This is a genomic window from Promicromonospora sp. MEB111, from assembly GCF_030209445.1.
Taxonomy (GTDB): domain Bacteria; phylum Actinomycetota; class Actinomycetes; order Actinomycetales; family Cellulomonadaceae; genus Promicromonospora.
This window is the reverse complement of record NZ_JARVSD010000016.1, coordinates 301,886-328,821: the sequence shown is the minus strand read 5'-3', so window position 1 is coordinate 328,821 and position 26,936 is coordinate 301,886. Positions and strand designations below refer to the sequence as shown.

Genomic DNA, 26,936 nt, shown 5'->3' with positions numbered 1-26,936 from the left:
AGCCACCCACCGGCGGCGGGAACTCCCGCGCCCGGGATGACGGGCGGCACCACGAGGCGGACGACACTCAGCGCCAGGGACAGCCTCTTCGGGTTCATGATCGCGCTGCCCGCCGTGCTGGTCTTCCTCGTGATCGCCATCTACCCGCTCCTGTCCAGCCTGGGCACGAGCCTCTACGACCAGTCCCTGCTGCGGCCCGAGCGCAACTTCGTCGGCGTCGGCAACTATGCGACGGTGTGGGGCGAGTTCGTGGAGCACGTCGGCACGACGCTCACCTTCGCCGCGCTGGCCACGATCTTCCCCGTGATCCTCGGCGTCACCCTCGCGATGCTGCTCAACTCGCGCATCCGGGGCCGGAACGTGCTGCGCGGCCTCCTCATGCTGCCGTGGCTGCTCCCCGGCGTCGTCGTGTCCTTCCTCTGGGCCTGGATCTTCAACGACAGCTACGGCGTCGTCGACCACGTGCTGTCGCTGCTCGGGCTCCCGGGGCTCAGCCTGCTGGGCGACCCCGTCGGCGCGATGGCTGCAGTAGTGATCGCCAAGACCTGGAACTCCTTCCCCTGGATCATGGTCGTGGCGCTCGCGGTGCTCCAGACGCTGCCGGGCGAGCAGCTCGAGGCGGCGACCATCGACGGCGCCACCCGGTTCCAGCGCTTCCGCTTCGTCTCGCTGCCGCACCTGCTCGGCCCGGTGACCCTCGTGGCGGTGCTGGAGTTCATCTACAACTTCGGCAACTTCGACACCGTCTTCGTCATGACGGGCGGCGGCCCCGGCGACTCGACGACGACGCTCGCCGTGAGCCTCTACCAGCTCGCCTTCGGCAGCTACGAGCTCGGGCAGGCGTCCGCCATGGGCGTCCTCTGGCTCGTGCTCCTCGCGTTCGTCACCGGCGGCTACCTGCTGCTCAACCGTCGATTGGAGAGGTCATGAGCGGCGCACGCGACATCGGCGAGGGGATCGTCAACCCTAGCCTGTCGATCCCTGGTCGTCTCCTGCTGTTCGTGCTCGTCCTGTTCGGGCTCCTGCCGATCTACTGGCTCACGGCGACCGCCCTGATGAAGCGCGAGGACGTCTTCGCCCCGGACCGGCCGCTCTTCCCCGTCGATCCCACGCTCGACAACCTGGTCGGGTTCTTCCGCAACGACGCGCTGCTTGACAGCCTGCTCAACAGCATCGTCGTGTCGACGGGCACCGCCGTGGTGTCGGTGCTGGTCGGTGGGCTGATGGCGTACTCGCTGTCGAAGTTCCGCTACCGCGGGCGCAACGCGATCATGTTCATGTTCCTCGTGGGGCAGCTCATCCCCGGGGCGCTCCTGCTGATCTCCCTGTACCTGATGCTGAGCTCGACCGGCCTGCTCTACACCTACACGGCGCTGATCGTCGCGTTCACGACGTTCACCCTTCCCCTCACGGTGTTCCTGCTCAAGGGGATCATGGACGCCCTCCCGGACGAGATCCTCGAGGCGGCGAAGGTCGACGGGCTGTCCCGGACGGCGACGATGTTCCGGATCGTCTTCCCTCTGGTGGTCCCCGGCCTCATCACGGCGGCCATGTTCGCGTTCATGCGCGGCTGGAGCGACCTGCTCTTCGCGCTCACGCTGGCGGGGCCCGACAAGCAGACGCTTCCGGCCGGGCTCACCCAGGCGTTCATCCACGAGGGCACCGCCGACTGGCCATCGCTCATGGCGGCGTCCCTGATCACGTCGCTGCCGCTCGCGGTCATCTTCATCCTCCTCCAGCGGTACTTCGTGTCCGGCCTCGCTTCCGGGGCCGTCAAGGGTTAGCCCACCTCCCATCAACTCCATCCCCGCATCCCCCACGAAGGAGCAGTTCATGGCAATCACGTCCGCGACCATCTCGCGTCGCGTATTCCTCGGCGGCAGCACCGCGGCGGCCGCCTTCGGCATGCTCGCCCTGGCCGGCTGCGCCCCGACGACGCCGGCCCCGGCGGCGTCGGCGAAGGGCGCGACGGCGGCCAAGACGATCAACTTCTACGGGAACTCCCTGGGGGAGGACGCGCAGAAGGAGGCGTGGCAGTCCGTCGTCGACGGCTTCGCGGGGGAGGCCGGCGTCACGATCGAGCCGGTCGTCTACCCCTACGACCAGGCCGCCACCCAGCTCGCCCTGACGGGCAGCTCGGGCAAGCTCATGGGGGTGGGGCAGGCGGGTCCATGGCAGGTGCTCTCCCCGATGGGGGTGCTGGCCGACCTCACCGACCTCGCGGAGGGGCTCGGCATCCCGCAGGGCGTGCTCGACTCCTACACCCTCGACGGCAAGCTCTACGTGCTGCCGCTCACGGCGTCGGGCGTCGGCATCGTCGCCAACGGCGAGATCGCCCGCGACGCCGGCATCGCGTCCGGGATGTCCGTCGAGGACTTCGCCACGGCGCTCGAGGGCATCAAGGCGCAGGACAAGAGCCTGATCCCGTACGCGGCGGTGACCAAGAACCCCGACCTCAAGGACATCGTGCACTGGATGTGGGGGTTCGGCAGCGAGGTGGTCACCGACGGCCTCGAGTGCACCATCGGCGACGCCGAGAGCGTCGCGGCGGTCACCTGGTTCGTGTCGCTGCTGGACGCCGGGCTGATCCAGCCGAACGTGGCCCGGACCGACGCGCGCATCTTGTTCGCCACCGGCCGGGCCGCGCTGTACGACGACGCCCCGCTCGCCGCGACCTTCGTCACGACGAACGGCGGCACCCAGGACATCGTCGACAACATCGCGGCGATCGCGCGCCCGACGACCGGCGGCAACGAGTCGTACAACCGCGGCTGGGGCGGCGGCCTGTTCGCGACCGCCGGCGAGGGCGAGCTCACCAGCCGCGAGTTCATCAAGTACGCGGCGACGAACGTCGCCGCGGGGACCGCGCTCTACGAGGGGTCGGCCGTGGCGCCCGCGGCGCAGTCGGTGGCGGACCAGATCCCGGCGCTGGCCAAGGACCGGTTCCAGACCGAGTTCCGGACCGAGATCTCCGAGCACGCGCGCGGTGCCGCCTGGGACAAGGTCGCGGTCACCGCTCAGGTGGACACGGCGATCGGCGCCGGCATCGCGCGGATCCTCGCCGGCCAGACCGAGGTGCAGGCCGGGCTGAACGACCTGAAGCAGGAAGTGCAGGACCTGCTCGACGCCAACGCGTAGCAGCCGCGGCACAACGCCCGGCGGCCGCTCTCCCGGCCGCTGGACGGAACCATCGACATCCGGACCCCTGCAAGGAGGCAGACCCGTGACGACGAACTGGCTCGTACCCCGCCCCCGACCGGCACTCGTGGCCGTCGTGGCCGTGCTCACCCTCACCTCGCTCGGCCTGGCCGGCCCGGCCGCCGGCCGGCCCGGGCAGCCGGCCCTAGCGGCGTCTCCGGTCCAGGCGGCCGCCGAGCGCGCCCCCTCTCTGGTGCCTCCGGGCTACGAGCCTGCCTGGGCGGACGAGTTCGACGGGGTCACCCCGGAGGGCACCGGCCTCGACGAGAGCGAGTGGTTCTACCGGGAGGGCGACAAGGCCATCTGCACGAACCAGCCGGAGAACGTCACCGTCGACGACGGGCTGCTGCACATCGCCTTCGACGAGCTCGACGAGCCGTACGGTGACATCGTCACGAGCTGCGGCGGCGTCGTCTCGAAGCGCTGGTTCGGGTACGGGTACTACGAGGTGCGCGCGAAGCTGTGGGGCGAGCGGGGGTTCCACTCGGCGTTCTGGACCACGGGGCTCTCCGCCTACATCCCCGACGTGCCGGGCTACACGGGGCCGCACAACCGGATCAACGAGATCGACGGCTTCGAGGTCGACTCGCACGCCCCCGACAAGCTCGCTTACCACTCGCACTGGTTCATGCCGGGCCACGTCGGCAACCAGGGCAACCTGGTGACCCAGGCCGACAGCTCGGCCGCGTATCACGCGTACGGCTTCGAGTGGACGCCCACGGAGGTGCGCTTCTACACGGATGGCGTGCTGAAGTACACGCTGGACAAGGCCGGCCCGCACGGCATCCAGAACGTGTGGCTCACGACGCTCGGCTACACCGACGGCGTCGAGACCGGCAACCTGCCGGCCGAGACCACGTGGGACCATTTCCGCTACTTCGCCCCGGTGGAGAACGGGAACGACCGGTCGGCGGCATCGGCGATGGTGGACAACGGCGACGCGGGGTACGCCGAGACCGGCACGTGGAGCTACGAGGTCACCGACGGGCGCCAGGTCGCGTTCGGGGCGCAGGACAAGGTGGTGCGGGCGAGCAGCGCGAGCGGGGCGACGGCGAGCTGGACGCCGACCCTCCCGGCCGCTGGCAGCTACGAGGTCTACGCGTGGAACCCCAACCTGCTCGACACGGGCCACACGGCGGCGCGCTACACCGTGCAGCACGACGGCGGAAGCACCGCGGTGACAGTGGACCAGACGACCGCGGGCCAGCAGTGGGTGAGCCTGGGGGCCTACTCGATGACGCCGGGCGCCGGGCAGCGGGTCTCCGTCACGGGTGACGCCGCGGGGGCGGGCATCCTGCGGGCCGACGCCGTGAAGTTCGTCCCGTCGACCGTCGTGGATCACGGCTCGCCGGGCTACTCGGAGGTGGGTACCTGGGCCACGTCCACGGCGGTCACCGGCTGGCGGGGGTCCACCACGCGCTACGCGAGCCCGTCGACCGCCAAGGCGCGCTGGGCGCCCACGCTCACGGCGGGACGCTACGACGTCTATGCCTGGGTCCCGCCTCGTGACGCGAACATGCCGGAGACGTCGGCCTTCTCGGTCACGCACGCCGGCGGCACGGCGAGCGTCGAGGTCACGGACACGACACCGGCGGCCGGTTGGCTGCGGCTGGGCAACTTCGCCTTCAACGCCGGGTCGGGCGGCTCGGTGGAGTACGGGCAGACCGGCACACCCGGGCAGATGCGCGTCGACGCCGTCAAGTTCGTGCCCGCACCGCAGGAGGCGGGTGCGCCGACGACGCCGGGCGGCCTCGCCGTCGACGTCACGACGACGCCGGCGAACGGCGACGCGTGGTTCACCGCGACCTGGACCCCGGTGACCGGGGCGGACGTCGTGGGCTACCACGTCTACCTCGACGGGCAGCGGCTGACCTGGCAGCCGGTGCGCCGGAACCTGTTCCGGCTCCACGAGCTGCTCGCCGGCCAGACCTACGACATCACGGTGACCGCCGTCGACCGGCTCGGTAACGAGTCCTCGCCGTCCGCCGCGAAGCCGGCCGTGGCCCCCGCCGACAACCTGGCGCCCGCGCCGGCGTCGGGCCTGGTCGCGGAGGCCGCGAACGGCCGGGCGGTGCTCTACTGGGACCAGAACACCGAGCTCGACCTCGGTGGCTACAACGTCTACGTCGACGGGGAGCTCCAGAACGGCAGCCTGCCGGTCGGGAACATCAATGACGAGACGAACCGGCCGCTCGGCTACGAGGTCAAGGACCTGGCGAACGACGTGGCGCACACGATCGAGGTGCGGACGCTCGACCTGGTCGGCAACGAGTCGGCACCGGCCACGACGACCGTGACCCCGCTGTCGATGAGCATCATCGGGGTCGCGGACACCGGGTACACCGAGACCGGGACGTGGACGCCGTCGAGCGTCCCGGGGTGGCTGGCCACGCCGACCCGGACCAGCAGCGCCGGGACCGCGTCCGCGCAGTGGCGGCCCCAGCTCGACCAGGCGGGGGAGTACGAGGTCTACGCCTGGATGCCGACCAACACGAACGGGACACCGGTGGCCCGGTACGCGGTGACGTCGGCGGACGGGACCGCAACGACGGAGTACGACCAGACCGCCGGTGGCTCTCGATGGGTCTCCCTGGGTACCCACACGTTCGCGTCCGGGACCGGCGGGTTCGTCACCCTGACCAACCCGGCGGCGACGGGGAAGAACTTCCTGCGCACGAACGTGGTCAAGTTCGTGCCGGTGGGCTGACCCGTGCTGGTGTGCTGAGAGGTGCGGCCGCCCGGGGCATGATGCCCCGGGCGGCCGCGGTTCTCCCGGCGGCCGCGTATCTCCCGGCTGCCGCGGTTCAGAGCCAGCGCTCGCGCAGCGCCGGCTTGAGCCAGGCCGCCGGGGACGACATCGAGAGCCCGCCGTCGACAGGGATCGTGGCGCCAGTCACGAAGGACGCGCCGTCCGAGGCCAGGAACGTGACGACCGAGGCGACCTCGTGCGGGCGGCCGATGCGGCCCAACGGGTACCCCTCGCTCTCGCCCGTGTCGTGGGACGCGATCGAGCCCGGCTCCACGGTGTTGACGCGGATGCCACGCGGCCCGTACTCGAGCGCGAGCTGCCGGACGAGGCCCTCGACCCCGGCCTTCGCGGCCGCGTACGCGGGCAGGCCGGGGGCCGCGAGGGCGGCGTTGACGGAGGTGATGGCGACGATCGACGAGCCGGCACCGAGCCGGGGCAGCGCGGCGCGCGCGACGAAGAAGGCCGAGTCCAGCGTGGCCCCGAGCGCGCCACGCCACTGCAGGTCGCTCGTGTCGACGGCCGAGGCGACCGGCATCTGCGCGGCGGCGAGCACGACCACGTCGAGCCGGCCCAGGATCTCGGCGGCGTCCGCGACGGCCCGCTCGGCCTGCGCGGGGTCGGCGCAGTCCGCCACCAGGAACCCGCGGTAGACGTCGCCCCCGTCGGGTTCCCACGGCGCGAGACCGACGCCGACGACGGCGTCCCCCTGGTCCGCGAACTGCTCGGCGACCGCTACGGCGATCTCGGAGTTGCCACCGACCAGGAGCACGCCCCGGCCGCTCATGCGCTCGCCTCGACGGCGTCGGCCGCCTTGAAGGCGTCGGCCGCCTCGACGGCGTCGACAGGGGCAGCCTGTCCGGTCAGCCGCAGCTCGTCGAGCACGACTCGCAACGCGGCCCGGCTCGTCGCGTCGAGCGGAGCGGCCGGGTAGCGGACGGTGGCCCGCTCGATGATGCCGCGCGCGACGAGGACTTCCTTGTGCACAGCCCAGGCGATCCCGGGCTGGAGGCCGAGGAGCACGAGCGGGAGGATCTGGCGGAACTCCGCCCGAGCACGCTCGACCTCTCCGGCGCCGAAACGGCGGAGCACCGGGCCGAGCAGGTCGGGGAACTCGCACGCCGGCATGGTCCCCACCGCGCCGGCGGCGTGCTCCTCGAGGCAGAACTGGGCGTTCTGGCCGCCGAGCACCGCGAACTCGGTGTTCGCGACGGCGTCGACGACCTGGCCGACCTTGGGCGTGGTGGGCGGCGACTCGATCTTGACGGCGTGCACGTGCTCCACGCGGCTGAGCTCGGCGATCAGGGCGGGCGACATCGCCACCCCGGTGACTCCCGGCGCGTCCTGGATCATCACGGGGAGGCCGGTGGACGCCCCGATGTTCCCGTAGAAGTCCACGAGGGTCGAGGCGGGCGGGCGGACCATGAAGGGGGGCAGGACCATGAGCGCGTCGGCACCGCCCGCCTCCGCCTCGCGGGCCTGCTCGACGGCGTTGACCGTCGAGGTGCCGTTGACGCCCGCGACGACCGGCACCTGCCCGGCGACCAGCTCGACCACGTCGCCCAGGACGACCCGCCGTTCCGCGGCGGTCAGTGCGAACCCCTCGCTGGCCATGCCGAAGACGGCAAGGCCGTCGACGTCCGCCGCGAGCTCGAACTCGACCAGACGGCGCAACCCGGCCCGGTCGAGGCTCCCGGACTCGTCGAACGGCGTGGCCAGGATGGGCATCAGGCCGTGGAGGCGCGGGGCCATGGGTCCTCTTTTCGACGTCTGTCACTCGTGGCATGCGGCATGCATATTATGAGTTAGGGTGCCATATATTGGGTTCCATTACCACCGAACAGGCGGGCGTGCAGTGAGGGGTGCGGTCATGGAGCGGTCAGGAGCGGGAACGTGAGCTGCCGGGAGGTCGAGATCCTGTGCGCCGAGCGTTACGTCCAGGGAGAGTCGCCACGGTGGGACGCGCACGCCGGCGAGCTGATCTGGGTCGACATGGCCACAGGCCGACTGCACCGCGGGGAGCTCGGACGGGCGGGGCTCGTCCCGGGTCCCTCGGTAGTGGTCGGGTCCCGGATCGGCTGCGCCGCCCCGGTGGCACCCGCCAGGTCCGAGGCGCCCCCGGGGAAGACCCAGGGGCCGTCGTCCGGCTGGGTCGTTGCGGCCGACCAGGGTTTCTGGCGGGTGGCCCGGGACGGCACCGTCACGGCGGTCGACGCGACGGCCGCGCCCGGCTGGGCGTTCATGAACGACGGCGGTTGTGACCCCGGCGGCCGGTTCTGGGCCGGTACCCAGTCCCTGTCGCGGACGCCGCGGTGCGGTCTCTACAGCCTGGAGGCCGATGGTCGAGTGGTTGAGCGGCTCGCCGGGGTGACGGTCTCGAACGGCCTCGCGTTCTCCGCGGACGGTCGCACGCTGTACTACATCGACACCCTGCCGAACCGCAGCGTGGAAGCGTTCGACGTCGCCCAGGACGGGAGGCTCGGCGGACGGCGGCACGTCGTCACGGTCCCGGACGGCAACCCGGACGGCATGGCGATCGACGACGAGGGCGCGCTCTGGGTCGCCGTCTGGGACGGGGCGCGGGTGGACCGCTACTCGGCGCAGGGCCGCCTGATCGAGAGCGTGCCGCTCCCCGCACGCCGGCCCACCGCACTCGCCCTTGCGGCGGGAATGCTCGTGGTCACGACGGCGAGCGTGGGACTTCCCGACCCGGGAGAGGTCGACGGTGCGGTCCTCGGCATCGACGTCGGCCTGGACGGACCGGCGGCGTTGTCGTGGCGGCCAGACGGGATGGAATGAGCCGGACGTGGTCCCCGAGCTCGTCGCTCGCGTCGCGTGGACTCCCGATGTACCCGCCGGGGTTGACCACCATGACGCGGTCGGCGAGGTCGATCTCCTCCGCGAGATGCAGGGTACCGAGCGCTGCCTCTTGCTCGTCCTCGCGGGCATCAGTGCGACGGCGATCCTTCCGGCGAGCCGCCTACCGCGCTACCGCCCGGGAGAGATCCCTGACCCGTCACCCGAAGAGAGAGTGACGGTCGCGGTCAGTCTGCGGCCGTAGAACCGGTGCCATTCGACCTCAGCGGGACTGCTGCGCAGATAGGTGACACCGGTGCGTCGATAGGAGTGTCGTCGATCGGTGGCGTGCTCCTGCCTGGCACCGGCCGTGGCATGGTCTGACCTGCGGTTCCGCGTGCGCGACGCTAGCATGAGTGACGATCCAGCAGGGTGTGCTTTCCATTGGGCGCTGAGTCGAGGAACAAGAGCCCACCCGTGGCTCGGGCGAGTTCGCCGAATCCTGAACGTGCAGACGGCACCCGCTGCGCGCGTTGGCAGCGGGCTCCCGTCCGTGGCCATGTCCGCTCTCGCTGGCCTCAGTCGGCGGCTAGGGGCACGCGCCCTAGATGTGAAGCACCCGTGCGAGCCGCGGCGAGTCCGGTGTCGCACCGAGCTGGAGGCCACACGAAAGGCCGTCTCCCTGACGAGGAGACGGCCTTTCGGAGGCAGCAACCCGGAAAATCATTCGGCACGGTCGTGCCTACTGCCCGGAACTAACCACAAATGGTCGACCGGCATCTCTATCCGCACCGCGCTCCAATGGTGTCACCGCGGTGAGAGGCGGAACTCGATCTTCGAGGCGCCGCGCTGCTGACAGGTCTGGCTATGTCCTGGTTGCGTCGCCTGAGATCTTGGCGGTGGATGGTGTGCCCGAAGCTTGCGACGTCGTGGTTGTCGGTGTGAGTGTTTCGAGGATGGTGGCGGTGCGGGTGTCGATGCTCGTGTTGGGTTCGATGTAGTGCTTGACCGTGATCTCCGAGCTGGTGTGGCCGAGGAGCTGGGCTGCGAGGTCGGCGCCGGCGGCGCGTTCGATCGTGGTCGCGACGGTGCGCCGGAACGAGTGCGGCGTCACCCCGGTGGTGCCCGCGGTGGCCAGGACGTCGCGCAGGCGGCGGCGGATGTTGTTCGTCGTCAACGGTGTCCCGTTCCTGGTCCGGAACACGAGCGTCCCGGGCTCGTGGCCGGCGAGGTCGACCAGGCGGTCCCTGAGGGCGGTGGCGGTGTAGGACGGGATCGCGATCCGCCGCACCGACGTACGAGTCTTGGGGTGGGGTTGCCGGTAGGTCGGCCTGCCTTTCGGGGACACGATCGTGCCCGCCACCCGCAGGGTTGCGGGCGTGGTGGTCAGGTCGATATCGCGCTTGCGCAGCGCGAGGACCTCCCCGATCCGCAGGGAGGAGCCGAGCATGACCTCGATGATGACCTCCAGCTGCCCATCCGGCTTAGGGCCAGGCACCTTCGCGTCTCCGCGGCGCCAGGTCCGGGCCGCGACCCGGATGGCTTGGATCTGCTCCAGGGTCAGGGCGGTGGCCTGGGTGGCGGGCCGCTTGAGGCGTTTCGTGCCGGTGACCGGGTTCTTCTCGATCGCCTCGTACCGGTGCGCCATTCCCAGGGCGAGGTTGAGGACGACCTTGGCGTGCTTGGCCCGGGAGTAGGACTGATTCGCCAGGGTGCGCAGGAATCGGTCGACTTTGCTGATCGTGATCTCCCGCAGCACGAAGTGCTCGAACACCGGCACCACGAGAGTGCGCATGTCCCGTTCGTACAGGTCCTTCGTGCCCTGGGCGAGGTCCGGGTCCAGCTCGAGGTCTTCCAGCCAGACGCGGACCAGGTCGGGGAACGGGCTGTGGGGGTGGAGCTCGCCGACACCCGCCATCCGCGTGCGGTGGGCGAGCTTGACCTTCAGCGCCTGCTCGGCAGTCTTCGCGGTCGGACCGCTGGCCTCGACGAGCCGCAGCATGCCGTCCTGGTCGCGGAACCGGGTCCTGGAGCGCCACGAGGACGGGCTGGTCTGGGCGATGTAGACGTCACCGAACGTCCCCGCAGGAATCCGCGCCCTCATCGCACCTCACCGCCCCGCGTGGCGGTGACTGGGTACCGCAGATCACCAGAAGCACGGATCCCGTGTCGAGACAGCACCCTGCTCAACCCGACGGGACCCGATTCAACCCGTAGCAACCGAGGCACGGGGGAGGACTCACCTGCGCCGGAGCACTCAAAGTGATGGGAAAGTGATGGATGGATCACGTCTCAGAAACCCTTCAGGCCCGGGATTCCGTTGGAATCCCGGGCCTGATGCGGTCGGGCTGACAGGATTTGAACCTGCGACCCCTTGACCCCCAGTCAAGTGCGCTACCAAGCTGCGCCACAGCCCGCGGTGATCTTGAGCATGCTCAAGGCTACCGGTTTGGCCCCTTGGGGCCGACGGAAATACTACCCCACCTCGGGGGCTGTGCCCGACCAGGCGAGGTCGGAGCGTCGGACGTCCTTTGTTAGACCCAGCCATCGCGCGTCGGACAGTGATGGTCGCCGCGACTGGTGGTCGCTCCGTTCGTTCGTGTCAGTCGTACAGGTCACCCGAGTGACCTGTACGACTGACACGACGGGGGAGGCTACCGGGCCACCGTGGCGAGGAACCCGGTCACCGCAGCGGTGAGCTTGCCGGGGCTCTCGATGTGGCCGAGGTGCCCGGTCCGGTCGAGGACGGCCAGCCGCGAGCGGGGCACGGCCTCGTGGATCATCCGGGCCCAGCGCGGACCGCAGATAAAGTCGTCGTCGCCGACCAGCACCAGCGTGGGTGCCGTGATGGCGGGCAGCTCCGCCCGCACGTCGAAGGCGGGGCCCTCGCCCCACGCCGGGGCGGCGTACATCCGCAGGGCGTTGCGCCCGACGGCGAAGGCGGACTCGTGGCCCCAGTAGTCGTGGAAGTAGGCCGGCGAGATCCTGCGCAGCACCTCGGTCGCGCCCTCGTCGTCGGACGGCTCGGGGCGGCCCGTCAGTCCGGCGACGTAACCGGCCACCTCGGGGTGCTCGACGAGGTGGCGTTGCGCGAACCGTTCCATGTTCGCGACCGCCGTCGGCCAGAAGTCGTCACCGGTCACGGGGGAGGTGTCGTACAGGACCAGCGCGGCCACGCGGTCGGGGTGGTCGAGCGCGTAGCGCTGGGCCACGAACCCGCCGTGGGAGTGTCCGAGCACCATGACCTGCGGTAGCCCCAGGTGCTCCACCACCGCGTGCAGGAAGTGCGTGTACGTGCCCAGGTTGTATCCGCGGGGGTCGGCGAGCCGGCCCGACGCCCCGGTGCCGACGGGCTCGATGTACACCATGGTCATGGTCCGCTCCAGCTCGGGCATGCGCAGGTAGTCCCAGCCGATCCCGGGTCCGCCCGGGTGGACGACGCACACGGGGCCGGCACCGGCGACGTGGTAGCGCTGGTCGATGACGGCGTTCTCGTGCCGGACGGCGATGGTGTGGGTTCCGAGGGCGACGCTGGAGGTCACGGATCGACTCATACCCCCAAGACCGGACACCTTGCGGACCTGTGACCGAGGCCTGTGCCCGTCGAGCGGTCCGCGCCGGCCGTGATCCCCGAAGGCCCGGGCCGCTCAGCCCACCGCCGTCGTCGACCCCCGGACCACGAGCCGCGTGGCGAGCTCCTCGCGGGGTGCCTCCCGCGGCGGGTCGCCGCTGATCCGCAGCAGCATGCGCAGCGCGGCCCCGCCCATCTCGGCGATGGGCTGGTGCACCGTGGTCAGCGCGGGGCTGAGCCAGCGCGCCTCCGGCAGGTCGTCGAAGCCGACAACGCTGACGTCCTCAGGGATGCGCAGCCCGAGCGCGGCGGCGGCGTCGTACGCCCCGAGCGCGATGGTGTCCGAGCACGCGAAGACCGCCGTCGGCGTCGTCCCGCCGCGCAGCAGGCCCACGGCCTGCTCCGTGGCCCGCTCGCGCCGCCAGTCGGTGTGCACCACGCGGTCGTCGGGCAGGTCGAGCCCTGCCTGCGTGACGGCGGAGCGGAACCCGTCGATGCGGGCCTGGCTGTAGAGGTGGGTGCGCTGCCCGGCCAGGATCCCGAACCGCCGGTGCCCCAGGGCCAGCAGGTGCTCGGCGGCGGCCCGCCCGCCGGCCCAGTTGGCCGCCCCGACGCTCGCGACGGACGACGGCGGCTGGCGCACCGGGTCCAGCAGCACGATCGGCACCCGGGCGGCGGCGAGCGTCGCGAGCTGCTCGGCGCTGGTGTCGACCAGGGCGAGCACGGCGCCACGCGGACGCCGCGCGAGCAGGCGGGTGAGCCAGGCGTCGCCGGGTGGCCGGGCCACGGAGACGACGACGTCGAGACCCGCCTCCTCGGCGGCCTGCTCCACACCGCTCAGCGCCCGGTTGGCCCATGTGCCCTCGATCCCGCTCAGCACGAGGTCGACGAGTGAGCTCTCGCCGCGCGGCGCGGCGTCCCGCCCGGAGCGGCCGCGGTACCCGAGCTCCGCGACGATGCGCATGACCCGGTCGCGGGTCCCCGCTGAGACGTCTGAGCGGCCGCTGAGCACCTTGGAGACCGTGGGCACCGTCGTCCCGGCCGCCTGCGCGACGTCCGCGAGCGTGGTGCGGCGAGGGTTCGGCATGCGGCGACCGTAACGACGGCGGTAGAAGTTGCGCAACTTTTTGGGGGTTGATCCGGCAAAAGTCCTCGTGTATCAAAGGGTCGCTGGCACTTCATCGAGCCACGAGTTGCGCAACTTTCTGGAGCGGAGCACCTATGACGACGACGTCGAGAACCAAGCGCGCACTGGTCGTGCGCGGAGGCTGGACCGGGCACCAGCCCGTCGAGACCACGGACTCGTTCCTCCCGTTCCTGGCGGAGCACGGCTACGAGGTCCGGGTCGAGGACTCGACGGCGGTGTATGCCGACGCCGACTACCTGACCGGCATCGACGTCATCGTGCAGACCGTGACCATGAGCACGATCGAGAGCGCGGAGCTGAGCAGCCTGATCGCGGCGGTGGCGGCCGGTACAGGGCTGGCGGGGTGGCACGGCGGTATCGCCGACTCCTACCGCAACAGCTCCGACTACCTGCAGCTGATCGGCGGCCAGTTCGCCACCCACCCGCCCAAGGCGCCGCGCGCGGAGCTGGCGGGGGAGGCCGCCGACAACTTCCTGCGGCACACGATCGACATCGTGCCCGAACGCGCCGACCACCCGATCGTCGCCGGGATCTCCGACTTCGAGCTGACGACCGAGCAGTACTGGGTGCTGTCCGACGAGTACAACGACGTGCTGGCGACCACGACGCTCGCCGCGCGCGACTTTGACCCGTGGCACCGCCCGGTCACGTGCCCCGCGATCTGGACCCGCCAGTGGGGTGCGGGCCGCATCTTCGTGTCGACGCCGGGCCACGAGCTCGCCGTCGTCGACGACCCGAACGTCCGTACCGTCATCGAGAGGGGAATCCTGTGGGCCAGCCGCTGAGGGTCGGGATCGTCGGGGTCGGGGCGATCGCCGGCCAGTACCTGTCCACGTTCGAGCGCCTGGACGCCGTCCGCCTGGTCGCCGTCGCCGACCTCGACGCCGACCGCGCGAAGGCCGTCGCCGCCGAACGGGACGTCCGCGCCCTGACCGTCGCGGAGCTGACGACGGACCCCGAGGTGGACCTCGTCCTCAATCTCACGATCCCCGCCGCCCACGCCGAGATCGCCCTGCAGGCCATCGCCGGCGGCAAGCACGTGTACGGCGAGAAGCCGCTCGCGGTCACGCCGGCGGAGGCCCGCGCGGTCCTCGACGCCGCGCGGGCCGCCGGGGTACGGGTGGGCTGCGCCCCGGACACCGTGCTCGGCACGGGCGTGCAGACGGCGCGCAAGGCCATCGACGACGGCGCGATCGGCCTTCCGGTCGCCGCGACCGCCACCATGACGACGCCGGGCCACGAGCGCTGGCACCCCAACCCCGACTTCTACTACCAGCCCGGCGGCGGGCCGCTGCTGGACATGGGCCCGTACTACGTGACCGCGCTGGTCACGCTGCTCGGCCCGGTCGAGTCGGTGGTCGGCGCCGCGAGCCACACGCGCGCCACGCGCACCATCGGGTCCGGCCCGCGCGCGGGCGAGACCGTGCCGGTGGACGTCCACACGCACGTGACCGGGGTGCTCCGGCACGTCTCGGGCGCGCTGTCGACCCTGGTGATGAGCTTCGACTCCGTGGCGACGCGGGCCTCGAACATCGAGGTCCACGGCCAGACCGGCTCGCTCGTGGTCCCCGACCCCAACCAGTTCGACGGCGACGTCGAGCTGCACGAGCTCGGCGGCTCCTGGCAGACCCTGCCGCTGAGCGCCGGCTACCGGGACGCGGGGCGCGGCTACGGCGTCGCGGATCTCGCGACGACGCCGCCGGGCGTGCCCGCGCGTGCCGACGGCGAGCTCGCCTACCACGTGCTGGAGATCATGACCGCGCTGCTCGCGGCCGCCGACAGCGGCGCGACGGTCGCCGTCGAGAGCAGGTGCGAGCGGCCCGCCGCCGTCCCGCTGTCGGACGCGCCGCGCTGATTGGGGCGCTGACCCGGGCCTCGCTTCGGCCGGGCTCGGGTCAGGGCGCCACGCCGCGCCGGAACGACTGCACCGCGAGGTCGGCCGCGACGTGCCGCGGCAGGTCCTGGTTGCTCACCTCGGCGGCGCTGGCAGAAGCGATCCGGGACGTCGCGAGCACCGGTGCCGTGGTGACCATCGCCCACCTCTACCGCGAGCTGGTCGCGGCACTGCGGCTGGACGCGAGCGTCCGTTTTCCGGAGATCGCGGTGCCTGGCGAGGAGGAGCCCGCGCCGGCCGGGGCGTGACTAGCCGCCGCTCGCCCCGGTGCTCTCCCGCTCGACCAGGCGGTGCGGTGCGATGACGCGCACCGCGTCGCGCTCGTCGCCGCCGACCCGTCGCACCAGCGCGTCCATGGCGGCCTGCGCGATGGCCTCCTTGTCGGGCGAGACGGTCGTGAGGCTGGGGTTGCCGTACCGGCCGTCCTCGATGTCGTCGAAGCCGACCACGGCCACCTGCTCGGGCACGGAGATCCCTGCCTCGCGCAGCGCCCGCAGCGCGCCGAGGGCGAGCAGGTCGGAGAAGCAGAAGAGGGCGTCGGGCAGCGTGCGCCCGCGCAGCAGGGCCCGGGTGGCGTCGGCCCCGCCGCGCCGGGTGAACGCGTCGACGTAGGCGACGTCGGCGGAGGCGTGCGGTGCCGCGCCCATCGCGGCCTCGAAGCCGGCCAGGCGCAGGGAGCTGGAGGACCCCTCCGCCCGCTGGGCTCCGACGGCCACCACCCGCTGCCGCCCGGTGGCCAGCAGATGCCCGACGGCGTCGCGCGACGCCACGAAGTTGTCGATGTGCACGTGGTCGAAGCCAGGGTGCGGCTCCTCGCCCAGCAGCACCACGGGCCGCTGCGTGCGCGAGGACCGGGTCAGGTCGTCGTCGGTGAGGCCGAGCGGGCTCACGATCAGCCCGTCGAACACGGCCTTGGTGTCGGCGCGGGCGAGCAGCTCGCGCTCGCGGTCCCGGTCGCCGTCGGTCTGCTCGATCATGAGCGTGTACCCGTGGGCACGGGCGGCCTCGATGAGCTTGCGGGCGAGCTCCGCGAAGTAGGGGTTGTCGAGGTCGGGCACCACGAGCGCGGCCATGCCGGTGCGGCCGGAGCGCAGCATCCGGCCGATCTCGCTCGGCCGGTAGTCGAGCTCCTCGATGGCGGCGAGCACGCGCTCACGGGTACCGGCGGCGACGTTGACGGTGCCGCTCACGACGTTGGACACCGTGCGTGCCGAGACGCCGGCGAGGCGGGCGACGTCCTCGCGTCGACCCACGGTGGCCTCCTTGCGTCCGCGTCGAACCGCTGTGCCGCGCCCGCCGACCATGTCCGGCCCGCTCAACGACAGTGTTGTTGCCTCGCGGCAAGCCTACTGGATGGTGTGCCGGCCGATCGGCTTGCATCGTGGCAGGGCCGTCGCCGCCGGGACAGCCGGAGCTGACGCCGGCACGGGCGACCCGGAGACCGGAGAGACCCGGGCCTACACGAGGTGAGCCCGGGCCGGCACCGCTGCGCGGCCGGCACGGCAGGTTCAGGACCCGCCGCGCCGACCGCCGCACCGATCTCAGAACCCGGAGTTGCCCCCGAGCCGGTTGAGCACGAACCCCATGTCGTTCAGCAGCCCTGCGGTCCCGGACCCGGACACGGTCGTGTTCGCGAACGTCGCGCTGCCCGCGGCGTGCAGCTCGATGCCATAGGTGCCCGAGCCGGTGATCGCGACCCGGTCGAGGCTCACCTGCTGGATCGACTTCTGCCACGACATGAGCACGCCCGCGTAGGTGCTGTCCTGGATGGTCATGTCGCGGATCACGATGGGCGCGTCGATGGCGTGCACGTCGGCGTAGACCCACAGCGCGCCGAGCTCGGCCGGCCAGTTGGGCTCGCGGCTGCCGGTGCGGGTCAGCGTGTTGCGGGCCACCGTGGTGGTGCCCGTGAACGGCACGCCGAACCGGGTGCTGACCGCGATGCCCGCGGCCGCGTTGACCGTGTCGGCCACGAGGTTGTCCTCGACCCGGTTGCCGCCCCCGCCGCCGTACACGGCCAGGCCGTTGGCCAGGGCCGGCGCCTGGACGGTGTTGAACGAGAACACGCTGCCGCTCACGGCCGCGCCGTCCGACCACATGGCCAGCGCGTCGTCACCCGTGTTGCGGAACGTCGACTGGGTCACCTGTGCGTTGGTCACGCCGGAGCGCAGGTTCACGCCGTCGGCGTACGTGTCACGGACGCGCAGCCCGACCGCGAGCAGGTCGCGCGAGCCCGGCCGCACCCACAGCCCCACCTTGGTGTGCTGCACCCAGATGTTCTGCAGCAGGGTCTCGCTCGTGAAGTCGCCCTCGATGGCGGCCTGACCGTCGGCGTCCTCGCGCACGGTGGCGGAGCCGAAGATCGCGACGTCGGCGATGGTCACCCCGCCGCCGGTCGCGTAGAAGCCGCCCGCGCGGCCCGTGCCCACGATCACCGAGTGCCAGGGGCCGGCACCGAGCACGGACACACCCAAGACCCGGACGGCGTCGTTGACGTGGAAGGTGCCGGCCGGGATCCAGACCGGCACGCCCGCGGCCTTCGCAGCGGCCACCGCCGCCGTGATCGCCGCCGTGTCGTCACCACCGCCCGACGTCGCGCCGTGCGCCGTGATCGACACCGCGCCCGACGGCGCCGTGAGCGCCGGAGCGACCCGCTCGGCCTCCACCAGGTCGATGTCGACGTGCGCCACGGCGCCCGAGTCCTTCTGCAGCGTCAGGACCGTGCCGGCCGGCTGCTCGGGGATCTCGAACCGCAGCTCGTCGTAGAACCGGTGGGCGGCGCCCAGCGCCGGGTCGTTGTGGAACGGGTACTCGCCGTACTGCCAGGAGTGCGCCGAGGTCAGCGTCACGTCCTTGAGCTTGGTCCCGTTCGCGTAGACCGCCAGGGGCGACGTCTGGCCGGTACCCGCGGCGTTGTCGGGGATCGAGCAGCGCAGCACCAGCCCGCTCGCCGGGGCGGTGAGGGTCACGTCCACCTTCTCGCCGACGGCGTCCAGCCGGACGGCGCTGCGACCGCTCGACTCCGCCTGCACCGTGCCGTAGGTGCGCGACGGCGTCAGCTTGGTGCCCGTCGTCGTCCCGGCCTCGGCCTCGTACTGCTGGTAAGACGTCGACGCGCCGCGCACGGCCAGGTCGGTCTCGCCCGAGACCGTGAGGCTGTCGACCAGCACGTCGGCGCCCGAGCCCGCCGCCCGCAGGCCCACCGTGTTGACGCCGGCCCGGACCGGCACGCTCGCCGTGACCGTGCGCCAGCCGCTGCCCGCGGGGAAGGTGACCTGGCCGGTGACCCGGCCGTTGACCAGCAGGTCGAGCGTGCGCGCGCCTGCGGGCGTCGCGAACCGGAACGTCGCGGTCGCCGTGGCGGCCGATCCGGCCTGGACCGTGCGCAGCACGCGCGCGCCCGTCGTCGTGAGGCCGCCGACGTACCCCGCACCCGTGAAGCCGCCGGTGGCGGACGCGACGGCGGCGTTCCCGGAGCGGTAGGCGTTCTCGGCCTCGCCCGGTCCGGCGGGCTGCGGCGGCACGTTCGTGGCGACATCGAGCCTGTCGACGTTCGCGTTGCCGTTGTCGCCCGAGGCGTAGGCCAGCCGCAGGTCGTGGTTGCCCGCGGTCAGCGTCGCGGTGTGCGTCACGGTGCCCCAGGTGTCCCAGCTCGCGGTCGCGGGTAGGGAGAGCTGCGTCAGCCTTGTCCCGCCGTCGTACAGCGAGAGCGTGCGGGCGGAGCCGGTGCCGTTCGCGTACCGGAGCGTCAGGTCCTTCGCGCCGGCGGCCGTGACCTGCACCTTGAACGTGACCGACGCCGATCCGGCGTTGCCGTCGGTGAACCCGCCCACGAACCCGGTGCCGGAGAACCCGGTGTGGTCCGTGGCGGTCACGGCGCCGCCCGCCAGGGTGGCTGCCTCCGCCTCGAACGTCGGCCCGGGGCCGTAGTCGGCTCCGCTGGAGCCGCCCGAGTCCGTGACGTCGAGGGCGTCGAGGTTCACGTTGCCCGAGTCGGCGCTGCCGAACCGGTAGGCCACCGCGTGGCTGCCGGCGCTCAGGGTGACGACGGCGCTCTGGGTCGCCCAGGTGGTCCAGCCCGCCGTCGCCGGGAGGGTGACCTGCTGGGCGGCGCCGTCCACCAGGAGGGTGAGCGTCTTGGCCGAACCGGTGCCGTTGGCGTAGCGCAGGCCCAGCGTGTGCGGGCCCGACGCGGACGCCGTCACGGTGAACGTCGAGGTCGCGGCGCCCTTGTTGCCGTCGGTGTAGCCGCCCACGAAGCCGGAGCCCGTGTAGCCGGCGTGCTCGGTGGCCACGACCGCGCCGCCGGTCAGGGCGGCCTGCTCGGCCTGGTAGCGGCTGGTCGCGGCGCCGGCCGGGACCGCGGTCGCGGCCACGAGGGCGGAGCCGGCGACGGCGACCGCCGCCAGCAGGGCCAGGCGTCTGCGCCAGGCGGGGAAAGTGCGTGTGTCAGTTCTGCGCGGCATGAGATCTCCTTCGACCGGGATGCGCACTGGGGTCTACCGACGGTGAGGTTTAGCGGTAAACTTGCGACGACGGTAAGGGGATGCCGACCGTCCGGTCAAGGGCCACCTAGGATGCGGCTGGAGCCGGAAGCCGACGGGGGAGGTTCGCGTGACCACACGACTGAGCGACATCGCGGACGAGGCCGGCGTCAGCGTCATGACCGTCTCGAACGTCATGAACGGCAAGCGCGCCCGTGTCTCGCCCGCGACGATCGAGCGCGTGCTGGGCATCGCCGCCCGGCTCGGCTACGTGCCGAACATCCCGGCGCGGAGCCTCGCGGCGAACAGCTCGCACATCGTGGCGGCGCTCGTCCCGGTGGGGGAGAACAACAGCCTGCTGGTCAGCCCGCACACCGTCGCCGTGGTCGGCGGCATGGAGACCCACCTGCGGCATCGCGGCTACCACGTGCTGCTGCGCGGCATCGAGCACGAGGACCAGGTGGCGCAGACCGTGCGCGGCTGGTCGCTCGACGGCGTGGTGCTGGTCGAGTTCACCGACGAGCAGATCGACCGCCTGCGGGTCGACGCCGTACCGCTCGTCGCCATCGACAGCTACTCCGCGAACCCGCGGGCGATCGGGGTGCGCAGCGACGACCACGCGGGCGGCCGCCTCGCCGGCGCGCGCCTGGCCGACGCCGGGCACCGGCACGTGCTGTTCGCCGGGCCGCCCTACCAGGGCCTGGGCGTGGTGGGCCAGCGGTGGACAGGCTTCCGCGAGGCGTGCCTGGAGGCCGGGCTCGACCCGCGCGCGATCGAGGCGGAGGAGGTGCTGACCTTGTTCGAGGACGGCCGCCGCCTCGGCCTCCGGCTGCGCCGCGACCACCCGGAGGTGACCGCGGTCTTCGCCACGGCCGACCACCTCGCGGTCGGGATCATGGCGGGCATCGTCGAGGCGGGCGGGTCGGTGCCCGGCGACGTGTCGGTCATCGGGTTCGATGACCTCGACTTCGCCCGGTACACGACCCCCGGCCTGACCACGGTCGCGCAGGACATGGCGGCCAAGGTGGCCGAGGCGTCGCGCATCATCCTGGAGGAGATAGAACCTGCGGAGATCGAGCGGACGGAGACCGAGCCCGGGACCGACAGCACGAAGGCCCCCCGCGAGCCCGTCTCGCTCGACGTCCACCTGGTCGAGCGCGGTTCGGTCGGGCCTCCCCGTGGGTGACGGCGCCGTGGTCCGACGTCGTCCCGCGGGGAGACCCGACGGTCAGCGGAACGAGCCCGCGGTGATGCCCTCGACGAACCGGCGCTGGGCGACGACGAAGAGGAGCTCAACCTGAACCTGTCGGTTCTGATGCGCTGGGCGTCGAGGCCTTCGCCGAGGGCGGGGGGCTGTGTTCGACGTGCGGGTGGCCAACCTCGTTCCTGAGGGCCCGAGCGACTGAGCCGTTCTGGTGGGCAAGGACCACTCCGCCGAGGGGGTAACGGTGAGCGAACAATGTTCGCTCACCGTTACCCCCTCGGCGGCGTAGGCGTTGCCCCGAGGCGCCGGTGCGGTGCAGCGGGTCACTCGAGAATTGGTAACTGATCGGTTACCATTGGGGGTGTGGACGTCTTCGGGGCCATCGCCGATCCGATCCGGCGCGAGCTGCTGCTGCGGCTCGCGGACGGCCCGGCGCGCGTGGTGGACCTCGCGGCCGAGCACGCGGTGTCACGCCCGGCGATCAGCAGGCACCTGCGGGTGCTGAGTGACGCCGGCCTGGTGCGGGGGACCGACGACGGCCGGGAGCGGCGCTATGCGCTCGATCCTGGGCCGCTGTCAGAGGTGGGCGCGCTGATCGGTGCGCTCACCGCGAGCCGGGCGCCGGTCACCGCGGGTCACCTCGACGCACTGGGCACCGAGGTGCGCCGGGCGGCACGGGACCGCCGTCGGGGGACGACCGCATCGGGTACGAAGACCACGGGTACCAGCGCGAAGGAGCGGACCGCATGAACCTGACCGGAACCCTGGAGGACGACGGGCGGACCCTGGTGCTGGTGCGCCGGTTCGGCGTCCCGATCGACGACGTGTGGGCGAGCGTCACCGAGTCGGAGCGCCTCGCCCGGTGGTTCGGCACATGGACCGGAGACCCGTCGTCGGGCCGCGTGCTGGTGACCATGAACGCCGAGGCCGAGCCGGGAGCGCCGGCGGAGTTCCGCGTCGACGCGTGCGAGCCGCCGCGGCTGCTCGCCGTCAGCGCCGAGGACGAGTACGGCAACTGGCGGCTCAGCGCCGAGCTCGCCGAGGTGGACGGCGGCACCACGCTGACCCTGCGGCAGAGGGAGCTCGACCCGAAGACCCTGCCGGAGACCGGGCCGGGCTGGGAGTGGTACCTGGACCGCCTCGTCGCCGCCCAGCCTCGCCGACTTCGACGCCGACTACATGCCGATGAGCGCGGGATACGCCGCGCTCGTGCCGGGCGGCGCAGTTGACGAACCCTGACCTGTCCCGCGGCGCTCGCCTGGCCGCCCACGGAGCCGTGTCCAGGGCGTTGTCGCTGTGCAGCGACCGCGGGCTGCGCGAGCTCGTCGACGCCGGCACGCCGATCGGTTCCGGCATCGGCGGCGCGACCGTGCTGCTCGACGTCGAGGGGACGCCGGTGTTCGTCAAGCAGGTGCGGCTCACCGACCTCGAGCGCCGTCCCGAGAACGTCCGCTCCACGGCGAACCTGTTCGGGCTGCCGGTCTTCTGCCACTTCGGAGTCGGCACCATCGGTGGCCCGGGGTTCGGCGCCTGGCGGGAGCTGGCCGCGCAGATCATGACGACGGACTGGGTGCTCGCCGGGGAGTCCGAGGGGTTCCCCCTGATGTACCACTGGCGCGAGTTACCGGATGCCGGTCAGCCGCTCCCCGAGGAGCTGGCCGACGTCGAGCACGCCGTCGCCTACTGGGGCGGCGGACCCGAGATCCGCCACCGGATCGAGGCGGTGCAGCAGTCCACGGCGAGCCTCGTGCTGTTCCTGGAGTACATCCCGCAGAACCTGCACGACTGGCTGGACGTCCAGGTCAGGGCCGGTGACGAGGCGGCTGAGCGGGCCTGCGCCATGGTGGACGACGAGCTGAGGGCTGGCCTCTCGTTCATGAACGCCCGTGGGCTCCTGCACTTCGACGCACACTTCCAGAACATCCTGACCGACGGCAGGCGGCTCTACTTCGCCGACTACGGCCTCGCGATCTCTTCCCGCTTCGAGCTCACCCCGGGCGAGTCCGACTTCTTCCACGAACACCAGGGCTACGACCGGTACTACGCCGCCACGCACCTGGTGAACTGGCTGGCCGTCGCGCTGTACGGGTTCGGGCCGGAGGAGCGCAGGACGTTCGTTCGCGCGTGTGCCGAGGGAGTGTCCCCGGAGCGAGTTCCGGCGGCGCTCGCAGCGGTGATGCTCCGGCACGCGCCGGTCGCCGCGGTGGTGGGGGACTTCTACCGCGCGTTCCAGCGGGAGAGCCGGTCGACGCCGTACCCGCTGGAGGCGATCCGCCGGACCGGGCAGTAGGACTGGGCCGGACTCACCAGTGGGTCGGGCCCGACCCGTCGTCGCGGTGGGCCAGCGTCGCGAGCGCGTCCTTCCAGTGCCCCGCGGAGGCGGACGCGTGCTGCGCGGTGTCGATGTTCCCATGGGTCACGGTGACGCGCGTGCCGCCGTCGTCGGGCGTGAGCTCGATCCGGATCTCGTGGTAGTTCTCGGGAACATCCGGCAGGCCGCTCAGTGGCGCGAAGTGCGTGAAGTGCAGCAGCCGTGGGCGGTCGACGGCGATGACGGTGCCCTTGTCGGCGAAGACGCGACCGAAGAAGTGGCCCTCGAAGGTGATCGGGCTGCCCGGCTGGTAGTCCGTCTCGATGTTCGCGCCCAGCATCCACCGGGCACCCGGGTGGGTGAGCTCGGCCCAGACCCGCTCGGGTGGCTCGGCGATGTGGGTGGTCGCCGTGGTGGTGTGGCGCGGGGTCTCGATGCTCATCGCTGTCCTCCGTGATGGTTCTCGGATGTGACCGCAGGGTGCCTGCCGGTACCCCCATGGTGCCCGGGAATCGGCGGGGCGCACGGTTTGTCACCGGCTGCCGGGCTGGAGACCTTCCTCGACCGCCCCGGTGTTGCGCAGGAACACGATGATCCAGCTGAAGATGAGGATGGCCGCGACCAGCTCGACGGCCGTCAGGTTGTAGTACCCGGTGATGAAGAAGATCGCGAGAACGACGATCACCCCGACGTAGGTGTAGCCGAGCAGGACGAACACCCGGGGCATCGACGGGAGCAACCGGCGGAGGCTCACGACCAGCGCGACGTACACGATCACCATCCCGGTGGCGGCGATGTTGTGAGCCGCCAGGAAGTCGTCGACGGGGAAGACCCCCACGCACGCCAAGAGTATGCCGATGAGCACGAGCGCCATCCGGACCCGGCTGCGGCCCCGCGCCTCCGCGGGAGTCGAGTGCGGGAGGTACGCGGTCGCGTAGTGGGCGATGGTCGTGACCATGACGCCGGCGACGATCAGGGTCAGGTTGAACGCCATGGCGGAGATGTCGTCGGTCATCCCGAGTGCGCTGAGATTCTCCTTCCACCAGAACGGGTCGGTCGCGCTGAGCATGCTGGCGAAGGCTCCGACGGTGAGGAACACCGCCAGGACGAGCGAGAGCGTCATCGGGGTGAGGTTCACCGCCGACAGGAATGTCAGGTAGGTGGTCACGGCCAGGGCCACGCCGGCGAGCACCGCGGCCGACGTCGGATAGGCGGTCGCTCCGACGAAGCTCCTGCTCACGATCGACGCGAGCCCGATCCACCCCAGCAGCGCGATGACGGCGTGCGCCAGCGCCAGGGCCGCGACGTCGAACCAGCGCAGGCGCGGCCGCTCCCTGTCGTCGGCCGCTTCGCGCCGGATCTGGCCGCGTCGCGAGACACAACCGAAGAGGACCGCCCCGATCGCGACGAGTGCTCCGCCGAGGGCGGCGAAGTCGCCGAGCGAGCCGCGCCCGGAGATCGGCACGTCGCGACCCTGGAACACGATCAGCCCGACGAGCACCCCCAGCACGAAGGCCACCGCGCCGGCGAGGAGCGCCGACGACTCGCGTGACTCCGTCGTGGCGCCCGGGCGACGGAAGATGCGGCTGATCGGTGTCGACTCACTCATGTCGGTTCTCCTGCCTCGTCGCTGCTGGGCCCGGAACCAGCATCCCTCGACGGCCGGCGCGTCGGTGTCACCCGAACAGGATGATCTGCCGGTATCCACAGCTGGTCGAGCACCCGCTTGTTCAGCTGTGTTCCACGGTGTCTTGGCCGGTGCGGTGTTCGTCGACCGAACTGGTCGTCGCCGTCCAGCTGCTGAGGAGCTTGAGTGCATCGTGAGAGGCCGAGCCGGGCGCAGCGGAGTAGGCGATCAGCTGGATGCCGCGGTCGGAGGAGAGATCCATGACCTCGAAGTCCAGGTCCAGGTCGCCGACGACCGGGTGGGTGATCGCCTTGACGCCGGTGCGGTGCTCGCGCACGTCGTGGGACGCCCAGAGGGTGCGGAAGGCGTCGCTGCGGGTGGAGAGCTCGCCGACCAGGTCGCTCAGGTGGTGGTCGTGCGGAGCGCGACCGGCCTCCGTGCGCAGGATCGCGACGGTCTGGCGCGCCGCGTTGCCCCAGTCGCGGTAGAAGCCCTGGGCGCGGGGGTCGAGGAACACGAATCGGCCGAAGTTCGCGGGGCGTTGCGGCTGTACGTACATCTCCGAGAACACGGCCTGTCCGAGCCTGTTGACGGCGATGATGTCGAGCCGCCCGTTCTGCACGAACGCGGGGACGTCGGCCATCGCGTCGAGCAGCTGTCGCACACCCGGCCGGACCTGTTGCGTTCTGGGGCGTGCGCGACGTTGCTGCCGGTGAGTGCCTTCGTTGGCGGCACGCACGAGGTCGTACAGGTGGGAGCGCTCGGCGTCGTCAAGCTGGAGGGCGCGACTGATGCCTTCAAGCACGGCCTCGGAGACGCCGGTGGCGTTCCCTCGCTCCAGGCGCACGTAATACTCCACGCTCATCCCTGCGACCAGCGCGACCTCTTCGCGGCGCAGCCCAGGAACGCGCCGCCGACCACCGAAGTCGGGCAGGCCAATCTGTTCAGGGGTGAGCCTGGCCCGTCTGGTGGTCAGGAACTCACGGATGTCGTTCCGGGTGTCCATGCTTCGAAAATACGTCAGCGGCCCCGTCGTAGGGGGTCACTGGCATTAACCCTATAAAGCGGGTCTCCCTGCGACGCCCGCGGCAGCATTTCCTGATGGCATGAACAACAACACGAAGGTCTGGTTCATCACTGGCGCGAGCCGAGGCATGGGCGTCGACATCGCTCGCGCCGCTCTGTCCGACGGCCACTCGGTGGTCGCAACCGGCCGCAGCGCGGACCGGGTGCTGGCCTCGGTCGGCGAGCACGAGAACCTGCTCGCCCTCTCCCTCGACATCACCGATCCCGACGCCGCGGCCGACGCTGCCCGGGCGGCCGTCGACCGTTTCGGTCGCATCGACGTTCTCGTCAACAATGCGGGCAACTTCTACGCCGGCTACTTCGAGAACATCAGCCCTGCGCAGTTCCGCGCGCAGATGGAGACCAACTTCTTCGGGCCTCTGAACGTCACCCGCGCGATCCTCCCGGTCATGCGCGCACAGCGGTCGGGCCAGGTCATCACGGTCACGTCGTCGGCCGGACTCATCGGCCAGGAGTTCTGCGCCGCCTACGCCGCCTCGAAGTTCGCGCTCGAAGGCTGGATGGAGTCCCTCCGGTTCGACCTCGAACCGTTCGGCATCTCGACGATGGCCGTGGAGCCTGGCTTCTTCCGCACCGAGCTGCTCGTCGAAGGGTCCTCAACCATCTGGCCCGAGCTGGACATCGAGGACTACGCCGAGCGCACCACGCAGACCGTTGCGGCCTGGAAGAGCATGAACGGGCAGCAGGGCGGCGATCCGAAGAAGCTGGCCCAGGCCCTCGTTGCCCTCTCCGACTCGGGGCACCTGCCGCTGCGCTTCGTGGCCGGCGCCGACGCGACCGCCGGGGTCGAGCAGAACCTCGCCACCATCCAGGGGCAGCTCGACGCGAACCGAGAGCTGTCCGCGTCGCTCTCCTACGACGTCTGACACAGA

At 71.4% G+C, this 26,936-nt stretch carries 23 protein-coding genes and 1 tRNA gene; 12 read left to right on the top strand and 12 right to left on the bottom strand.

Annotation, left to right across the window (positions count from 1 at the left end; all coding sequences use genetic code 11):
* The first annotated feature begins 96 nt into the window (after nucleotides 1–96).
* The 4 genes from QRN56_RS20680 to QRN56_RS20665 all read left to right on the top strand — a co-directional run bounded on the left by QRN56_RS20680 (nucleotide 97) and on the right by QRN56_RS20665 (nucleotide 5,905).
* The gene (locus QRN56_RS20680) at nucleotides 97–930 is read left to right on the top strand and encodes a carbohydrate ABC transporter permease (RefSeq protein WP_285106386.1); all 834 of its coding nucleotides are present in this window, start codon (nucleotides 97–99) and stop codon (nucleotides 928–930) included.
* Nucleotides 927–1,784 carry a carbohydrate ABC transporter permease gene (locus QRN56_RS20675; protein WP_285106384.1) on the top strand — a complete coding sequence of 286 codons (858 nt, stop codon included), beginning with the start codon at nucleotides 927–929 and terminating at the stop codon, nucleotides 1,782–1,784. Before QRN56_RS20680 ends, QRN56_RS20675 begins: the two co-directional genes overlap by 4 nt.
* A 49-nt stretch (nucleotides 1,785–1,833) precedes the next feature.
* Nucleotides 1,834–3,138 carry an ABC transporter substrate-binding protein gene (locus QRN56_RS20670; RefSeq protein WP_285106382.1) on the top strand — a complete coding sequence of 435 codons (1,305 nt, stop codon included), beginning with the start codon at nucleotides 1,834–1,836 and terminating at the stop codon, nucleotides 3,136–3,138.
* 85 nt (nucleotides 3,139–3,223) lie between these two features.
* On the top strand, nucleotides 3,224–5,905 hold the full coding sequence (locus tag QRN56_RS20665; protein ID WP_285106380.1) for a golvesin C-terminal-like domain-containing protein: 2,682 nt from the start codon (nucleotides 3,224–3,226) through the stop codon (nucleotides 5,903–5,905).
* A 97-nt stretch (nucleotides 5,906–6,002) separates the two neighbouring features.
* Here the strand turns inward: QRN56_RS20665 and QRN56_RS20660 are convergent, their stop codons facing one another.
* Nucleotides 6,003–6,731, bottom strand: coding sequence for an SDR family NAD(P)-dependent oxidoreductase (locus tag QRN56_RS20660; protein WP_285106379.1), 729 nt, complete (start codon nucleotides 6,729–6,731; stop codon nucleotides 6,003–6,005).
* Nucleotides 6,728–7,696, bottom strand: a complete 969-nt coding sequence (locus tag QRN56_RS20655) for a dihydrodipicolinate synthase family protein (protein ID WP_285106377.1) — start codon at nucleotides 7,694–7,696, stop codon at nucleotides 6,728–6,730. The genes QRN56_RS20660 and QRN56_RS20655 overlap by 4 nt, the downstream gene beginning before the upstream one ends.
* 141 nt (nucleotides 7,697–7,837) lie before the next feature.
* On the opposite strand from QRN56_RS20655, the gene QRN56_RS20650 reads away from it, so the two are divergent.
* Entirely contained in the window at nucleotides 7,838–8,743 is a 906-nt protein-coding gene (locus QRN56_RS20650; RefSeq protein WP_285106375.1) for an SMP-30/gluconolactonase/LRE family protein, read from the top strand.
* Between the two features lie 862 nt (nucleotides 8,744–9,605).
* On the opposite strand, the gene QRN56_RS20645 is transcribed toward QRN56_RS20650, so the two are convergent.
* The 4 genes from QRN56_RS20645 to QRN56_RS20630 form a co-directional block, all read right to left on the bottom strand.
* Nucleotides 9,606–10,844, bottom strand: coding sequence for a tyrosine-type recombinase/integrase (locus QRN56_RS20645; RefSeq protein WP_285106374.1), 1,239 nt, complete (start codon nucleotides 10,842–10,844; stop codon nucleotides 9,606–9,608).
* 239 nt (nucleotides 10,845–11,083) lie between these two features.
* Nucleotides 11,084–11,157, bottom strand: a tRNA-Pro gene (locus tag QRN56_RS20640).
* A gap of 237 nt (nucleotides 11,158–11,394) precedes the next feature.
* Nucleotides 11,395–12,282 carry an alpha/beta fold hydrolase gene (locus QRN56_RS20635; RefSeq protein ID WP_285106372.1) on the bottom strand — a complete coding sequence of 296 codons (888 nt, stop codon included), beginning with the start codon at nucleotides 12,280–12,282 and terminating at the stop codon, nucleotides 11,395–11,397.
* Nucleotides 12,283–12,387: 105 nt separating this feature from the next.
* Nucleotides 12,388–13,398 carry a LacI family DNA-binding transcriptional regulator gene (locus QRN56_RS20630; RefSeq protein ID WP_285106371.1) on the bottom strand — a complete coding sequence of 337 codons (1,011 nt, stop codon included), beginning with the start codon at nucleotides 13,396–13,398 and terminating at the stop codon, nucleotides 12,388–12,390.
* 134 nt (nucleotides 13,399–13,532) lie between these two features.
* On the opposite strand from QRN56_RS20630, the gene QRN56_RS20625 reads away from it, so the two are divergent.
* Nucleotides 13,533–14,243 carry a ThuA domain-containing protein gene (locus QRN56_RS20625; protein ID WP_285106369.1) on the top strand — a complete coding sequence of 237 codons (711 nt, stop codon included), beginning with the start codon at nucleotides 13,533–13,535 and terminating at the stop codon, nucleotides 14,241–14,243.
* Nucleotides 14,228–15,313, top strand: coding sequence for a Gfo/Idh/MocA family protein (locus QRN56_RS20620; protein WP_285106368.1), 1,086 nt, complete (start codon nucleotides 14,228–14,230; stop codon nucleotides 15,311–15,313). Before QRN56_RS20625 ends, QRN56_RS20620 begins: the two co-directional genes overlap by 16 nt.
* A 40-nt stretch (nucleotides 15,314–15,353) precedes the next feature.
* On the opposite strand, the gene QRN56_RS20615 is transcribed toward QRN56_RS20620, so the two are convergent.
* The 3 genes from QRN56_RS20615 to QRN56_RS20605 all read right to left on the bottom strand — a co-directional run bounded on the left by QRN56_RS20615 (nucleotide 15,354) and on the right by QRN56_RS20605 (nucleotide 19,818).
* Nucleotides 15,354–15,491 (bottom strand): hypothetical protein, encoded by a 138-nt coding sequence (locus tag QRN56_RS20615; protein ID WP_285106367.1) that lies wholly within the window; start codon nucleotides 15,489–15,491, stop codon nucleotides 15,354–15,356.
* Nucleotides 15,492–15,600: 109 nt separating this feature from the next.
* The gene (locus tag QRN56_RS20610; RefSeq protein ID WP_285106365.1) at nucleotides 15,601–16,605 is read right to left on the bottom strand and encodes a LacI family DNA-binding transcriptional regulator; all 1,005 of its coding nucleotides are present in this window, start codon (nucleotides 16,603–16,605) and stop codon (nucleotides 15,601–15,603) included.
* A 288-nt stretch (nucleotides 16,606–16,893) separates the two neighbouring features.
* Nucleotides 16,894–19,818, bottom strand: a complete 2,925-nt coding sequence (locus QRN56_RS20605; protein ID WP_285106363.1) for a CBM35 domain-containing protein — start codon at nucleotides 19,816–19,818, stop codon at nucleotides 16,894–16,896.
* Between the two features lie 148 nt (nucleotides 19,819–19,966).
* On the opposite strand from QRN56_RS20605, the gene QRN56_RS20600 reads away from it, so the two are divergent.
* From QRN56_RS20600 to QRN56_RS20585, 4 genes are all read left to right on the top strand, one after another.
* Entirely contained in the window at nucleotides 19,967–21,022 is a 1,056-nt protein-coding gene (locus tag QRN56_RS20600) for a LacI family DNA-binding transcriptional regulator (RefSeq protein ID WP_285106361.1), read from the top strand.
* Between the two features lie 381 nt (nucleotides 21,023–21,403).
* Complete coding sequence (locus QRN56_RS20595; protein ID WP_285106360.1) at nucleotides 21,404–21,790, top strand: ArsR/SmtB family transcription factor; 387 nt, start codon at nucleotides 21,404–21,406, stop codon at nucleotides 21,788–21,790.
* The gene (locus QRN56_RS20590) at nucleotides 21,787–22,269 is read left to right on the top strand and encodes an SRPBCC family protein (protein WP_285106359.1); all 483 of its coding nucleotides are present in this window, start codon (nucleotides 21,787–21,789) and stop codon (nucleotides 22,267–22,269) included. The genes QRN56_RS20595 and QRN56_RS20590 overlap by 4 nt, the downstream gene beginning before the upstream one ends.
* Nucleotides 22,270–22,316: 47 nt before the next feature.
* Entirely contained in the window at nucleotides 22,317–23,330 is a 1,014-nt protein-coding gene (locus QRN56_RS20585) for a protein kinase family protein (RefSeq protein WP_285106358.1), read from the top strand.
* A 13-nt stretch (nucleotides 23,331–23,343) separates the two neighbouring features.
* Here QRN56_RS20585 and QRN56_RS20580 read toward each other — a convergent pair whose 3' ends face one another.
* From QRN56_RS20580 to QRN56_RS20570, 3 genes are all read right to left on the bottom strand, one after another.
* A complete protein-coding gene (locus QRN56_RS20580) occupies nucleotides 23,344–23,793 on the bottom strand; it encodes an SRPBCC family protein (protein ID WP_285106357.1) in 450 nt (149 codons plus the stop codon).
* A 90-nt stretch (nucleotides 23,794–23,883) separates the two neighbouring features.
* Entirely contained in the window at nucleotides 23,884–24,960 is a 1,077-nt protein-coding gene (locus tag QRN56_RS20575; RefSeq protein WP_285106356.1) for a hypothetical protein, read from the bottom strand.
* 121 nt (nucleotides 24,961–25,081) lie between these two features.
* A complete protein-coding gene (locus tag QRN56_RS20570) occupies nucleotides 25,082–25,984 on the bottom strand; it encodes a helix-turn-helix transcriptional regulator (protein WP_285106354.1) in 903 nt (300 codons plus the stop codon).
* Between the two features lie 100 nt (nucleotides 25,985–26,084).
* On the opposite strand from QRN56_RS20570, the gene QRN56_RS20565 reads away from it, so the two are divergent.
* Nucleotides 26,085–26,930 (top strand): SDR family oxidoreductase, encoded by an 846-nt coding sequence (locus QRN56_RS20565; RefSeq protein ID WP_285106352.1) that lies wholly within the window; start codon nucleotides 26,085–26,087, stop codon nucleotides 26,928–26,930.
* Nucleotides 26,931–26,936: the final 6 nt, after the last annotated feature.